We start from the raw sequence: 12,961 nt of genomic DNA, 5'->3' as shown, positions 1-12,961 counted from the left end.
CGAGCACCGGGGACCCCAGCTTCTTGGGCGATCTCAGGTGAACGCCGGGCTTGACCCGCCGTCGATTGCGGCCTATCTATGGGCGATTAGCCGGTGCCCGCTTGGCGAGGGGAGCTCCCATGCAGCGAAGCGGGTTTGGGTATCGTGCGGCGATCTCGGCAACGGTCGTGCTGGCGCTCCTCGCAGTCGGGGTGATCGGTGGCGCAATAGCGACCGCACAGGGTGATATCCACGTCGTGGTGCCCTTCGACTCGGTTACCGAGCGATTCGTCGACCTGGATGATGACGGCCTGCTGGAACTGGGTGATCGGGTCGAAACCCGCGCCAAGCTGTTCGACGCTGCCGCCACCGACGAACAGGTGGGCTGGGCATTCGGGACATGTCTCGTCGAGCGGCGGATCACGCCGGGGGTCTCTGGCCTGTGGCGGTGCACGTATCTGCTGAAGCTCGCGGAAGGCACGATCACGGTGGACGGCCTGGACCCGGCCGGTCCGGGCGTGTACGAACTAGGGGTGACCGGGGGCACGGGCGCCTACACCGTCGCAAACGGCGAGGCCACGTTCACCGATACCAACACCGGCACTGATATGCAGATCACCCTCGGCCCCTGAGCACCTTGGCGATCTCGTCGAAGGCGGGGTTCAGGTGCGACGACTTCCCGAGGCCGGCCATGGTGATGGGGGTCACGGGCTTGGCTTCGTGCTGATGTGGAGCGTGGCACGACGCGAAGCCTCGGGTGTGGGCTCCTGAGGAGTGACGGACGTCAGTACGCCGCGAGCTGTTCTCGCGTCAGGCCGGACAGGCCCATCTTGTCCATCGTGCGGGCACGCTCGGTAGCGAAGTCTTCGCCCGCGACGATCGAGGCGATGCGGATGACGGCATCCATGGTGGGGGTCGGCACCGACAGGTGCCGAGCCAGGTCGGTGAGGAACACCATCGAGTAGCCCACGTCCTCGGTCAGGTAGCGGTGATGAAGCTCGTCCTGCGCCTTGATGCCCCGAAAGCCTGGTGCGGTGGAGTAGCCGGTGGAGTAGTTGGACTCGCTCATGTAGCCCTGCCGAACCCCGAGATCCGGCTCGGCGAGGATTTCCACGCCCAAGGCCCTAGCGACGGATAGCCGCTCGCCGTCGACCGCCTTCATGAGGCGACCGACCGCCTCGGTGACCCCTTCCTCATAGAACATGAAGTCACCACCCGTGCGTTCGATGAGGGCGGCGTTGAGCAAGGTGACGGCCGGATGGATGACCGGGTTGCCGTTCTGCAGCGTGGTCTGGAAGATCCCCGCGGCCTCGTCGGTGTTGCGGTACACCTGCCGCAGGACCTCGAGAAGGTGAGGTGTGTTGCTGCGCGGGGCGGCAGCGGCCGAGAAGCCGGTGTCGAACCGGTGGAAGATCCGCACACTGGCGTGCATCGATGCGCGCGCGGCGTACGGCAGCGTGCTGGTCTCGCCCACGACGACGCTCTCGTCGTGGAGGTCCAACCCCGCGGCGTGCTTGAAGGCCAGACTGCCGACGGACGAACTGGGGCAGACCACGACGGTCATCCCGGAGCGCAGGTGACCGCGAGTGTCACGGCCGAACGGCTCCGTGGCATAGGCGGGGCCGACGACGAAGATCACGTCCACACCGTCCAGCGCCTCGGCGATGTCGGTGGTGACCGTCGCCAGAGAGACGAACCCCTCAAGCATGCCCTCGGCTTGGATACCGCCGCGCTCGCGGACCGGCACCAGATGGTGCTCATGAGCATGTTGTGCGTACAGCGCGACCTCATGCCCCTGACTCGTCCACTCGTAGGCGACCGCGAGCCCTCCACCGCCGGCCCCCAGCACCGCGATCCTCATTCGGCTGACTCCCTTCGTGCGCACTCCTGCAGCGTCGTCAACCCAACCGTCTCACAGGCCGCGGAGGAAACAGCAGCCTGGGTCAAGGCCGTGCTCAGGGCAAACTGATCGGGCTCAAGCGATACACCCAGCCAGTGGGGATCGTGGGTTCGTCGTGGAGGCGCTCGCTGCTCATATCTCTGCGTATCCAACGCCGAGGATCGAGTGTTCTCTGACCTGCGGCTTCCTGGGTGGAGGTGAACGGATTCGAACCGTCGACCTCTGCCGTGCGAAGGCAGCGCTCTACCGGGCTGAGCTACACCCCCAGGGGATGCCAGCGTAGCAAAGGGGTCCGTCGCGACCGAGCAGGCTAGGTGTCGTCCGAGAGGCGTCGCGCGTGCTCGCCGAGCGCTCGCTCGATGCCCTGCTGCATCGCCGCGATCGCGAGGTCGCCGCGGGTCTTCTCGATCAGCGACCGGGCGACATCGGTCGAGCGGCGCAGGTTCAGCGTGATCGCGTCGGGGTAGTCCATCGTGACGAGCGCCCCGTACAACTCCTCGAGCACGTCGAGCATCGCCTGGCCGCGTTCCACCTCGCCGGCGCGCAGCAGATCGAGGATGTGGCGGCGTCCTTCCCCGATCGCCTCGGCGATGCCGTTCAGGTAGGGCGCGTCCTCCACGCCGAGCTCCAGGGGTCCCGGCAGCGCGCCGCCGGTCACGAGTGCCCGGGTCACGTTCGCCTCGGCGTACTCCTTCTGGGCGTCCTGCAGGTAGCCGGCGAACCGCACCTCGGGGTGATCGGCAACCGCCTCGACCCCCGACTGCATGGCAGCACGTGACTCGGCGATCAGCTCGTCGGCTCGATGGAACTCGCCGCGATGCACGGCCCTGATCGCGTTGGCGCTCGCACGGATCGATCGCCGAGCGGCGGGGAGCGCCTGCTCGCGTGCCGCGACGGTGGCATCGAACCGAGCGTGGAGGTCGCGAGTGAGGTCGTCGAGCGCCACGCCGAACCGGTCAGGCGCCGGCCGTGGCCTCGCCCGTGCGCACGACGACGTGCACGCGGTCGCCCTCGCCGAGCATGCCGAGGCCGTTGAAGCTCGGGCGGGCACGCGTGCTGCGGCCTTCCGCGACGTAGCGAGGCTGCGGCACCGGGCGGCTGGGTGCGGCGTGTGACCTCGGGTGACGGTGGGGTGCGGTGCGGAACGTGGACTCGCGGTGCTTGATCGTGAGCAGCAGCCACACGTAGACGGCGAGCAGCGCGGCGAACACGCCCGTGACGGCCCAGGCGACCCGCAGCGGCGGCACGAGCCCGATCAGGAACGTGATGCCGATCGTCTCGAGCATGAAGGTGAAGACCTGTCGGCGGCGCTCCCGGGCCCGTGCCCGGTTCCGTTCGGTGGGTCCCATGAACCGCACGCCCTTGCGGGGGGTGACGATCCAACGGCCCTCGGTGCCGTACGACTCAGCCTGCGCCAATAGCTCCATCCTGCGTTCGAAGTCCCCAACCGACCCCTGCGGGGTCGACGCCTTGCTCTTGGTGGGGAGCAAGAACGCTACCCACATGATGCCCAAGACCGCGAGGGGCAACCACTCCACGCCCAGCCTCCCGTGGGGTCGGCGACCGTTGGCGCTACCACATCTAGGTTGGAGCGGGACGCTAGCACCAGATATGGGGTGAAGCGATCACATCGATGTGATTCGAGAACTTTTTCACAAGCCATCGCCCCGACACGTGGAGTCACACCAGGTGCTGTATGCCCGTTGACGTATGAAGGAACTCCCCGGTCGGGCTACAGCGGTCGGGATCAGCCCTCGGCGACGTAGTCGCCGCTCTTGCCACCCGACTTCCGCAACAGCCGCAGGCGGTCGATCCGAGCTGCTCGGTCGAACGCCTTCGCGGTGTCGTAGAGCGAGAGCGCGGCGACGGCGGCGGCCGTGAGGGCTTCCATCTCGACCCCGGTCCGGTCGGTCGCCCGCACGGTCGTCTCGACGCGCAGTCGCCCCACGCTCTCGTCGGGCTCGATCACCACGTCGGCGCCGGTGACCCGGATCGGGTGGCAGTGGGGCAGTAACGCCGGCGTCTGCTTCACCCCGAACACCCCGGCGATCTTCGCCGTCTGGATCGGGTCGCCCTTCTTCGTGCCGGCCACGAGGTGTCCGACCGCCTCGGGCGTCGTCATCACCCAGCACTCGGCGGTCGCGACGCGTTCGGTCTCGGCCTTCGCGCCGACCTCGACGATGCGGGTGACGCCGTCGGCACCGGCCTGATCGCTCACCACGACGGCTCAGTCCTCGCCGGAGCGGAACACCATGACCTGCACCTGCGAGCCGGCCGGCGCCGTCTCGGTGCCCGGCGGGATCATCGCGAGCCCGTTGGCCCTGGCGACCGTCGAGATCAGGTTCGAGCCGCGGCCGCCGGTCGGCATGGCGATCCATCCGTCGCCGCCCCGCTCGATCACGACGCGCGCGTACTGCATCTTGCCCTTCGGCCCGCTGACGTCGGCGGCGAGCGTCGCGTTCACCTGCGGACGATCGATCTGCGTGCGGCCCATCATCGTCAGAACCGCGGGACGCACGAACAGCTCGAAGCTCACGAACACGCTCACCGGGTTGCCGGGGAGGCCGAAGTACGGCTTGCCCTCGATCTGGCCGAAGCCCTGCGGCATGCCCGGCTGCATCGCGACCTTGTAGAAGTCGATATCGCCACGCTTGAAGAAGGCGGCCTTCACGACGTCGCGCTCCCCGACCGACACGCCGCCCGACGAGATGAACGCGTCGGCCTGGATGAGGTAGTCGAGGACGGTCTCCTTCAAGGAATCGGCGTCGTCGCGCACGATGCCGGCGAGCGTGGGGATCGCGCCCACCTCGCGCAACGCTCCGAAGATCGTGAACGCGTTGGAGTCGCGGACCTGCCCGTACTCCGGCGAGTCGGTCGGCGGGATCAGCTCGTCGCCGGTGGAGAGCACCACCACACGCGGCCTGGGGTGCACGAGGGGGGTCGGGAAGCCGGCGTTCGCGAGCAGGCCGAGCTCGGGCGCGCCGAGCCGTTTGCCGCGCTCGAGGAGCACGGTGCCCTCGGCGACGTCCTCGCCGACCGGTCGCACGTGGCGGCCGGCCGCCGCGGCCTCGAACAGTCGCACGATCTCGCCGTGCTCCTCGGCGTTCTCGATCGGCACGATCGTGTCGGCGCCGGCCGGGATCGGCGCGCCGGTCGCGATCGCCACCGCCTCGCCGCCGCCGACGACCGCCTCAGGCCGGTACCCGATCATGGCCCGGCCGACGATCTTCAGCTCCGCGGGGCGCTCGGGGGTCGCCTCGGCGACGTCGGAGGCTCGCACCGCGAACCCGTCCATCGCCGAGGAGGGGAACGAGGGGAGGCTCTCGGTCGCGACCACGTCCTCGGCCGAGACACACCCGTGCGCCTCGGTGAGCGGCAGTTGCAGCGGCGCGAGCGGCTGGATCGCCTCGAGGACGCGAGCCCGCGCCTCGTCGACGGGGATCAAGCCTTCGGGGGAATCGTGGTCGTGCACCTCGGGGGGATGACCTGACATACCCGCAGTGTAGCCACGGCCGCCGGCTCGGCCCGCGGCCTACAGCAGCTTCCTGCGTTGCACGAAGTCGGCGAGCCAGTCGCGGAACGCCGCCCCGACGTCGTCGCGCTCGATCGCCAACTCGACGGTCGCCTTGAGGTAGTCGAGCTTGTTGCCGGCGTCGTAGCGGCCCTGCTCGAACGTGAACGCGTAGACCGCCTGTTCCTGGGCGAGCAGGTTGATCGCGTCGGTGAGCTGGATCTCGCCACCGTGCCCGGGCTTGGTCTGGCGGAGCGCGTCGAAGATCTCGGGAGTGAACACGTAGCGCCCGATCGAGGCCAGGTTCGACGGCGCCTCGTCGGCGGGCGGCTTCTCGACCACGGAGCGCACCTTCGCGAGGTTCTCCTCGACCATCTCGGGCGTGATCGCGCCGTAGGCCGAGATCTCGCTGCGCGAGACCTCCTGGGCGGCGAGCACCGAGCGTCCGTACCGCTCGTGCACGCGGAGCATCTCGCGCAGCAGCGGCACCGAGGGGTGGATCAGGTCGTCGCCCAGCAGCACCGCGAACGGCTCTCCTGACACATGCGCCTCGGCGACCCCGACCGCGTGCCCGAGGCCGAGCGCCTCGTGCTGGCGCACCGCATGGACCTGCGCGAGGTCCGTGAGCCCGCGGATCAGCTTCAGCTCGTCGTACTTGCCCCGCGCTTCGAGCTCCGCCTCGAGCTCGGGCGAGCGATCGAAGTGGTCCTCGATCGCGCCCTTGCCCCGGGCCGTGATGATCAGGATGTCGGTGAGGCCGGCCCGCACGGCTTCCTCGACGACGAGCTGGATCGAGGGCGTGTCGATCAGCGGCAGCATCTCCTTGGGCACAGCCTTGGTCGCCGGCAGGAACCGTGTACCCAGCCCGGCTGCAGGGATCACCGCCTTCCTGACCTTCACGCGTGCCCTCCTCGTACGGGAGCCGAAGTGTACGCGCGGAGCAACCCCGCGAGCCAGTCCTCCGTTGTGGGTAGTCCGTTCGGTCCCCTGCGATTCCCCGAACGATCGGCGACGAAAACGCGCAGGCACGCGCCGGTAGACTCGGCGGGCGATGCCGACCTACGAGTACGTCTGCAAGAGCTGCGGGCACCTCTTCGAGATCGTGCAGTCGATGCGCGACGATCCGCTCACCGAATGCCCCGAGTGCGGTGGCGAGCTCCGCAAGGTGTTCGCGCCTCCGGCGATCTCGTTCAAGGGTTCGGGGTTCTACGCGACCGACCACGGGAAGAAGGCGAAGACCGGGGCGGACAAGACCGACGAGAAGGCAGGGGCCGCTGCCTCCGACGCGAAACCCGGCGAGAAGAAGCGATCCGCCACGCCGGGCGCCGGGGCCAAGAACGACACCCCCACGTCTGCGAGCACTCCGTCCCCGAAGAAGGAGGACGGGAGCTGATGACCGGCGCCGACATCGGGATCTTCGGAGGCTCCGGCTTCTACTCGTTCCTCGAGGACACCGAGACGGTCGAGGTCGAAACCCCCTACGGCTCGCCGAGCGCGGCCGTCACGATCGGCGAGATCGGCGGCAAACGGGTGGCGTTCCTGCCGAGGCACGGGTCTCGCCACGAGTACCCTCCTCACCGCATCCCCTACAAGGCCAACCTGTGGGCGATGAAGCAGCTCGGCGTCGGGCGCGTCCTCGGCCCGAACGCCTGTGGCTCGCTCCAGGCCCACGTGAAACCCGGCGACTTCGTGATCAGCGACCAGCTCGTCGACCGTACGCGCGACCGTCCGAACACGTACTACGACGGCCCGGTCACCACCCACATCTCCTTCGCCGACCCATACTGCGACGTGATGCGCTCGACGATCGTCGAGCGCGGACGCGAGATCGAGATCCCGATCCACGACCGGGGCACGGTCGTCGTGATCGAGGGCCCGAGGTTCTCCACGCGGGCGGAGTCGGCGTGGTTCGCGAGCGCGGGGTGGGAGGTCATCAACATGACCCAGTACCCGGAGGCGCTGCTCGCCCGCGAGCTCGAGCTCTGCTACGCGAGCATCTCGCTGATCACCGACTACGACGTCGGCGTCGAAGGGGTGCCGCCCGTGACCCACGAGGAGGTCGTCCGCGTGTTCACCGAGAACAACGAGAAGCTCCGCGACCTGCTGTTCGCGGTGATCCCCTCGCTGCCCGACACACGCGAGTGCGCCTGCGCGACCGCGCTCACCGGCGCTCGCTTCGAGGTGTGAGATGGCGCGCGACGAGGTGCTGGCTCGCGTCGAGCTCTCGTTCCGCACCGACGACGACCCGCAGGCGCTCGCCGACCGCGTGCGGGAGGCAGCCGCGCTGATCGTCGGGCGCGAGGCACTCGAGGAGTTCCGCGTGCGCATCGTGCCGCTGTCCCACAAGCCGAAGGCCTCGGGACCGGACTGACGCTCCACCGTCGGTGACACACGTCACGGACGCGTGGGCTCCCGGAACCTAGTGTCCGCCGCATGTTCGCTCCGTTCCGTCGACGCCTGCCGAGGTCGGCCGTCGTGTGGTTCGCGAGCGCGGCGATCGCCGCGGTGGCCGCGGTGCTCGCGCTGCGAGCACACGTCCAACGGGTCGAGGCGACGAGGCCCGTCGTCGGTCCCCCGATCGAGGTCCTGGCGGCCGCGTCCGACCTGACGCGAGGGTCGGTCGTCGACCCTGGGTCGCTGCTGGTCGTCGACGTGCCCTCGTCGCTCGTGCCACCCGGCACGCTGACCACGCCCGACGAGGCGACGGGCCGGGTGCTGATCGCCGACCTCGCCGAGGGCGAGATCCTCACGCAGACACGTCTGTCGGGGGCCGGCGCCGGGCCGGTCGCGGCCCTGGTGCCGGCCGGCCTGCGGGCGTTCGTGCTGCCGGCGGGTCCCCCGGCCGGTACGGTCAGGTCGGGCGACGAGATCGACGTGCTCGCGACCTACGGAGTCAACGCCGGACGCCCATACACCGAGACGGTCGCCTCGGGGCTCGAGGTCCTCGACGTCGTCGAGGCAGGATCCCCGGTCGCGGGCGGGCCGATCGGTGCGATGACCGGCCCGCCACTCGTGGTGCTCGCCGACCCGCTCACGGTCGAGCGACTGGCGCGCGCCGCGAGCCTGGCCCTGCTCTCGATCGTGATCATCGGCGACGAGGCGGCCACGACCGATGCGTTCGCCGCGACCGGGGTCCCGTCCCCTGCCGCCGAGATTCAGCCCACGAACGGGCCGAGCCCGTAGCGGGCGACCCAGCCTTCGGTGTCGATACCGTGCCACGGCGGCACCTCGACCTTCCGGTGGCCCGGCTTCCCGCGCAGGATCACCTTCCGCAGGCGCACGTTGTTGTCGTAGGCCAGCTCCTGGAGCTGATGCTCCGGGTTCGCGACGACCTTCACGTAGTAGGTGCCGTTGGGCACGTCGGTGATGTCGAACGACTGTCCCGCCACGTACTGGTAGTAGGTGTCGCCCCAGCCCACGGGCAGCACCTCGCGGATCCAGCGGTCGTTCCGCCCGCCGCACGAGGTCCAGAGCCCGACGTTGCCGGGCTGCAGCTCCGCGGCGGGCAGGGTGAGGTCGATCGCGTCGGTGGGCACGAGGCAGAACGCCTCCTTGGAGCTCTTCACCACCGTCTGCCGGTCCTCGGCCAGCAGCTCGTACGCCGCGAACTGCTTGAAGTGCCAATGGTCGTGCCCGTGACGGTCGTCGAACTCCATCTCGCCGACCTGCGCGCGACCGACGGGCTCCCCGTCCTCGTAGAAGTACTGCCAGGCGTCCATCACGTCCTCGCCCTCGCGACGGAACCCCTCCACCACGAGGGGTCCGTTCCCTGCGACCCACACGTTGGCCCCGAACGTCAGGTAGTCGCCCCGTCTCGAGCGTCGGACGCCGATGCCCCACGACGGCAGGGGGCGCAGATCGGGCAGGCCGGCGTCGCCGGCGGCGCGGACGCTGGGCACACCCGGCGTGGGCGCTCCCATGTCGCCGTCGGCGGTCGCCCTCGCGGATTCCCGGCCGCGACGGGCCTCCTTGACGAAGAGCGTGGTCCTCGCCGACGCGCCGGCGGGATCGAGGTCGAAGAGGTCGAGGAAGCGTTGGGTGATGCGCACCTCGTAGCGGTAACGACCTTCCTTCAAGCGGATGTACGCGGCCTGCCACATACCCTCGGCGATGTTCGCCCCCCAGTCCTGCTCGATGCCGTAGACCATGCCCAGGGTGAACGGGTTCCAGCTGCAGTAGCTCGGGTAGACGGGGAACGACGGTCCGTCGGGTCCCAGGCGGGTCTTGCTCCACACGTTGGGACAGAACGGCACCATGCGGTTGAATCGCACCTCGCCGTCGCGATCGGAGATCGTCACGCGGAAGAACTTCGTGAGGCCCATCCAACCGTCGACCACGTCGTCGGGCAGCACGGCGGTGCCTCCGCCCGGAAGGTGCTGCAGGGTCGTGATCGGCGTGTCGTAGTCGGGACGCGAGACCTCGAGCTCGAGGTCGCCTCCGCTCGCGGCCAGCATCATCCGGGGATCGATCGAGACGTAGCCGGAGCGGTAGCGGCGTGCCACGACGCGGTCCCTGGTGGCGATGAGCCGCAGCTCGAGACCGGAGTCACCCGCCGAGGCCGGGCCTGGCCCGAACGTCGGCAACGAGGTCAGCAGAAAGCATCGCGGCCACCGCGACGCTCGCTCGTCGTCGGTTCGACATGGGGAAGCCTCCAAGCGCCGGGTGCGGCCCCGCGCCATGATCGCGAGGCGAATGATCGGGCCCGACCCTATCCCGCCGGTTCGTTCGAGCACAACCGGTCCTTCGGCCGTTCCGGCGCGCTCGGAAGGCCGCTAGCATGTGTCGGCTTCCCCCTCCCGCAGTCCGAGCCAAGTCAGGAACCCGACCGTCGTGAGCGTGCGTCGATGAGCGTCCCGGATCCGAGCGAGCACCCATGAGCGTCTGGGAAGCGATCGTGCTCGGCCTCGTGCAGGGCGCCACCGAGTACGCGCCGGTCTCGAGCTCTGGACATCTGATCCTCGTACCGTGGCTGTTCGGCTGGGAACAGCTCGGCGGCAACGCGGACTTCGCGAAGAGCTTCGACGTCGCCCTGCACATGGGAACCTTGCTCGGCGCGGTGATCTACTTCCGGCGTGATCTGTGGCGCTATCTGAAGGCGTGGCTGCACACGCTCGCCGCCCGTGCGATCTCGTCGACCGACGAACGCATCGCGTGGGCGCTGGTCGTGGGCACGATCCCGGGCGCGATCGTGGGAGCTCTCGCCGAGGACGTGATCCAGGACACGCTCGGCGCGGCCGTGCTGATCGCCGTGATGCTCGCGGCCTTCGGCGTCCTGCTCTACCTGGTGGACAGGTACATGCCTAGCGTGCGCGGCATGGACTCGATCGGCGTGCGCACCGGGCTGTTCCTCGGGGTCGCGCAGGCGATGGCGCTGCAGCCCGGCGTCTCGCGCTCGGGGGTCACGATGACCGCCGCTCGCGCGATCGGCCTCGACCGCGAGACGGCGGCGCGGTTCTCGTTCCTGCTGTCCCTGCCGATCATCGCCGGGGCGGGGCTCTACAAGGCTACCGATCTCGCGCAGACCGGCTTCCAGGGGTACGAGGCGCAGTTCTTCTGGGGCTTCGTGTCGTCGGCGGTGAGCGGGTTCCTCGTGATCTGGGGGTTGCTGAAGTACCTGAAGCGCCACGACTTCAAGGTGTTCATGCTCTATCGGGTGGCGGTGGCGGCGCTGGTCATCGGGCTCGTCGCCGCCGGGGTGCGAGAGGCCACGCTCTGAGGACCGAGCCAGTACTCTGATATGGACTAGTTGCCCGGCGCCGGCGGTACCTTCCCGAGGGCGATCACGACCCAGGGGGTGAAGCCCTCCCGTTCGTAGAGGCGCAGCGCGTCGTGGTTCGTCGCCAGCACACCGATCGCGAGCTCCTCGATGCCGAGCGCTCGGAGCTCCGCGTACACGGTCTGCAGCAGCGCCGTCCCGACGCCCGCACCGCGCATGCCCTCGAGCACCGCGAGCGACTGGAGCTCGGCGAAACGATCGCCCGTGAGGTGTGAGTCGTCAGGCCCGCCGTGCATCGAGACGACCGCGTAGCCGATCGGCCCCGTGCCCGAGTCGTCGGTCTCCGCGAGGAGCGCGAACGCGTCGGGCGCCGCGAGCCAGCGCCGATACCGCTCTCGTCGCAGCGCCCACCACCCGTCCTCGTCGCGCGGGGGGATGCCCGGGATCGCGGGGTCGACGGTGAGGTGGTAGGCATGCATCGAGCGGGCGAGCGGCTCGAGGTCGTCGACGCGCTCGGCGCCCACCTTCACGATGCGGATACCCTGCTCCTGCACGATAGGCCGGAGCGTACCCAGGTCACGCGAGGAGGCGCACGCGATGGATCGACCGACCCTGCAGCGTTGGCTCGACGGCTACGTCGCCGCATGGCGATCGAACGACGCCGCCGCGATCGGCGAGCTGTTCACGACCGATGCCGAGTACCGCTACCACCCGGCCGACGAGCCCCTGTTCGGACGCGACGCGATCGTCGCCTCGTGGCTCGAGGAGCCCGACGAGCCCGGCACGTGGGACGCGTGGTACGAACCGTTCGCGGTCGAGGGTGCTCGCGGGGTCGCGACCGGCGTCAGCACGTACTTCGGCGCCGACGGTACGCCCGAGCGTGTCTACGACAACGCCTTCGTGATGGAGTTCGACGAGCATGGACGCTGCAGGGCGTTCACCGAGTGGTTCCGCCAGCGGCCGTCGGTCGGCTGAGAGGATCGCCTGGCGTCAGCCCCCCTTTAGCTCCCGCAGCCATGCCTGCAGGCGCGGCAGGTGTTCCTCGTAGTGATCGGGTCCCGACTTGCGGATCCACGCGAGCGCCGCCTCGCCGGGCTCGGCCATCTCGGTCCACGCATGGAGCATCCTGGCGCGGGCGGCGATCGCCTGGGCCTTGACGTCGGCGAGCGGCACGTCACGCATGGCGTCGAGGAACCGGGCGTTCAGCTCGTCGAGCTCGTCCGTGCGCAGCTCCACGTAGGTCCCGCCACGGATCTGCTCGAGCGCGGCGCCGGCTTCCGCGAGCCACGTGCCGATGTGGGCGAACCCGTCCTTCGCCGTCCATCCCTCGGCGAAGTAGCCGGGCACGAGCGTCTGATCGGGCTCGAACGCGTCGATCGTCGAGCGCAGCTCTCCCCAGAGCCGAACCTCCTCGCTCGCCATCTGCCGATCGACGTTCATCGCGTGGCCCTCCCACCAACGGATCGACACGATACGCGTGTGTGGCGGTGGTGTGACGACTCCGCGACGAAGCATCGCGAACCGTTCCCTCTCGGGCAGACGCCATGCGAGGCTCGCGGCCATGGAGCAGACCTACGTTTCGTGGGCGATGGTGTTGATCGGGCTCGGTGCCGCGTCGGCGGGGGGTGTCGGGCTCTTCCTCCCCGTGGGCCAACGCCTCGCGGTCGCGCTCTCCCTGGTGCTCGGCGCCGGCGTCGGCGTCGCCTCGCTGTTCCTGTTGCAGATCGCCGGAGGGTTCGGCGATCCAGAATCGGTCGCCCTCGCGTTCCTGATCGCATCGGGGGTCGGGTTCGCGGCCGTGATCGGCGGGCTGGCCATCTTGATCCGACGCGTGCGAGGCGCGTAGCCGGGCGGC

17 protein-coding genes and 1 tRNA gene are annotated in these 12,961 nt (G+C 69.4%); 8 read left to right on the top strand and 10 right to left on the bottom strand.

The window, feature by feature from the left end:
• Window positions 1-119: 119 nt before the first annotated feature.
• Window positions 120-611, top strand: a complete 492-nt coding sequence (locus VFI59_05320; GenBank protein ID HET6713115.1) for a hypothetical protein — start codon at window positions 120-122, stop codon at window positions 609-611.
• A 152-nt stretch (window positions 612-763) separates the two neighbouring features.
• Here the strand turns inward: VFI59_05320 and VFI59_05315 are convergent, their stop codons facing one another.
• From VFI59_05315 to galU, 7 genes are all read right to left on the bottom strand, one after another.
• Window positions 764-1,840 carry an NAD/NADP octopine/nopaline dehydrogenase family protein gene (locus VFI59_05315; GenBank protein ID HET6713114.1) on the bottom strand — a complete coding sequence of 359 codons (1,077 nt, stop codon included), beginning with the start codon at window positions 1,838-1,840 and terminating at the stop codon, window positions 764-766.
• Between the two features lie 231 nt (window positions 1,841-2,071).
• Window positions 2,072-2,145, bottom strand: a tRNA-Ala gene (locus VFI59_05310).
• 44 nt (window positions 2,146-2,189) lie between these two features.
• The gene (locus VFI59_05305) at window positions 2,190-2,825 is read right to left on the bottom strand and encodes a haloacid dehalogenase (protein ID HET6713113.1); all 636 of its coding nucleotides are present in this window, start codon (window positions 2,823-2,825) and stop codon (window positions 2,190-2,192) included.
• A 10-nt stretch (window positions 2,826-2,835) separates the two neighbouring features.
• The gene (locus VFI59_05300; protein ID HET6713112.1) at window positions 2,836-3,417 is read right to left on the bottom strand and encodes a hypothetical protein; all 582 of its coding nucleotides are present in this window, start codon (window positions 3,415-3,417) and stop codon (window positions 2,836-2,838) included.
• A 209-nt stretch (window positions 3,418-3,626) separates the two neighbouring features.
• The gene (moaC, locus tag VFI59_05295) at window positions 3,627-4,100 is read right to left on the bottom strand and encodes a cyclic pyranopterin monophosphate synthase MoaC (GenBank protein ID HET6713111.1); all 474 of its coding nucleotides are present in this window, start codon (window positions 4,098-4,100) and stop codon (window positions 3,627-3,629) included.
• Window positions 4,101-4,106: 6 nt separating this feature from the next.
• A complete protein-coding gene (glp, locus tag VFI59_05290; protein ID HET6713110.1) occupies window positions 4,107-5,372 on the bottom strand; it encodes a gephyrin-like molybdotransferase Glp in 1,266 nt (421 codons plus the stop codon).
• A gap of 39 nt (window positions 5,373-5,411) precedes the next feature.
• Window positions 5,412-6,290: a UTP--glucose-1-phosphate uridylyltransferase GalU gene (gene galU / locus VFI59_05285; GenBank protein ID HET6713109.1), complete on the bottom strand. Its 879-nt coding sequence runs from the start codon at window positions 6,288-6,290 to the stop codon at window positions 5,412-5,414.
• Window positions 6,291-6,441: 151 nt separating this feature from the next.
• Here galU and VFI59_05280 point away from each other — a divergent pair, with 151 nt between their 5' ends.
• The 4 genes from VFI59_05280 to cpaB all read left to right on the top strand — a co-directional run bounded on the left by VFI59_05280 (window position 6,442) and on the right by cpaB (window position 8,573).
• On the top strand, window positions 6,442-6,783 hold the full coding sequence (locus VFI59_05280) for an FmdB family zinc ribbon protein (GenBank protein ID HET6713108.1): 342 nt from the start codon (window positions 6,442-6,444) through the stop codon (window positions 6,781-6,783).
• Window positions 6,780-7,577 carry an S-methyl-5'-thioadenosine phosphorylase gene (locus tag VFI59_05275; protein ID HET6713107.1) on the top strand — a complete coding sequence of 266 codons (798 nt, stop codon included), beginning with the start codon at window positions 6,780-6,782 and terminating at the stop codon, window positions 7,575-7,577. The genes VFI59_05280 and VFI59_05275 overlap by 4 nt, the downstream gene beginning before the upstream one ends.
• 1 nt (window position 7,578) lies before the next feature.
• Entirely contained in the window at window positions 7,579-7,761 is a 183-nt protein-coding gene (locus VFI59_05270) for a hypothetical protein (GenBank protein HET6713106.1), read from the top strand.
• A gap of 62 nt (window positions 7,762-7,823) precedes the next feature.
• The gene (gene cpaB, locus VFI59_05265) at window positions 7,824-8,573 is read left to right on the top strand and encodes a Flp pilus assembly protein CpaB (protein HET6713105.1); all 750 of its coding nucleotides are present in this window, start codon (window positions 7,824-7,826) and stop codon (window positions 8,571-8,573) included.
• Here cpaB and VFI59_05260 read toward each other — a convergent pair.
• The gene (locus VFI59_05260) at window positions 8,546-9,892 is read right to left on the bottom strand and encodes a lysyl oxidase family protein (GenBank protein HET6713104.1); all 1,347 of its coding nucleotides are present in this window, start codon (window positions 9,890-9,892) and stop codon (window positions 8,546-8,548) included. The genes cpaB and VFI59_05260 overlap by 28 nt on opposite strands.
• Window positions 9,893-10,263: 371 nt before the next feature.
• Between VFI59_05260 and uppP the strand changes: the two genes are divergently transcribed.
• Window positions 10,264-11,106 (top strand): undecaprenyl-diphosphatase UppP, encoded by an 843-nt coding sequence (gene uppP / locus VFI59_05255; GenBank protein HET6713103.1) that lies wholly within the window; start codon window positions 10,264-10,266, stop codon window positions 11,104-11,106.
• Window positions 11,107-11,132: 26 nt separating this feature from the next.
• Here the strand turns inward: uppP and VFI59_05250 are convergent, their stop codons facing one another.
• Window positions 11,133-11,660, bottom strand: a complete 528-nt coding sequence (locus tag VFI59_05250) for a GNAT family N-acetyltransferase (GenBank protein HET6713102.1) — start codon at window positions 11,658-11,660, stop codon at window positions 11,133-11,135.
• 43 nt (window positions 11,661-11,703) lie between these two features.
• Here VFI59_05250 and VFI59_05245 point away from each other — a divergent pair, with 43 nt between their 5' ends.
• A complete protein-coding gene (locus VFI59_05245; protein HET6713101.1) occupies window positions 11,704-12,081 on the top strand; it encodes a nuclear transport factor 2 family protein in 378 nt (125 codons plus the stop codon).
• Between the two features lie 15 nt (window positions 12,082-12,096).
• Here VFI59_05245 and VFI59_05240 read toward each other — a convergent pair whose 3' ends face one another.
• On the bottom strand, window positions 12,097-12,546 hold the full coding sequence (locus tag VFI59_05240; GenBank protein ID HET6713100.1) for a hypothetical protein: 450 nt from the start codon (window positions 12,544-12,546) through the stop codon (window positions 12,097-12,099).
• A gap of 121 nt (window positions 12,547-12,667) precedes the next feature.
• Here VFI59_05240 and VFI59_05235 point away from each other — a divergent pair, with 121 nt between their 5' ends.
• Window positions 12,668-12,952 carry a hypothetical protein gene (locus VFI59_05235; GenBank protein HET6713099.1) on the top strand — a complete coding sequence of 95 codons (285 nt, stop codon included), beginning with the start codon at window positions 12,668-12,670 and terminating at the stop codon, window positions 12,950-12,952.
• Window positions 12,953-12,961: the final 9 nt, after the last annotated feature.

This window comes from Actinomycetota bacterium, assembly GCA_035697485.1.
GTDB lineage: Bacteria > Actinomycetota > UBA4738 > UBA4738 > HRBIN12 > JAOUEA01.
Note: the sequence above shows the minus strand (reverse complement) of the source record. Positions and strands in the feature narration are given on the sequence as shown.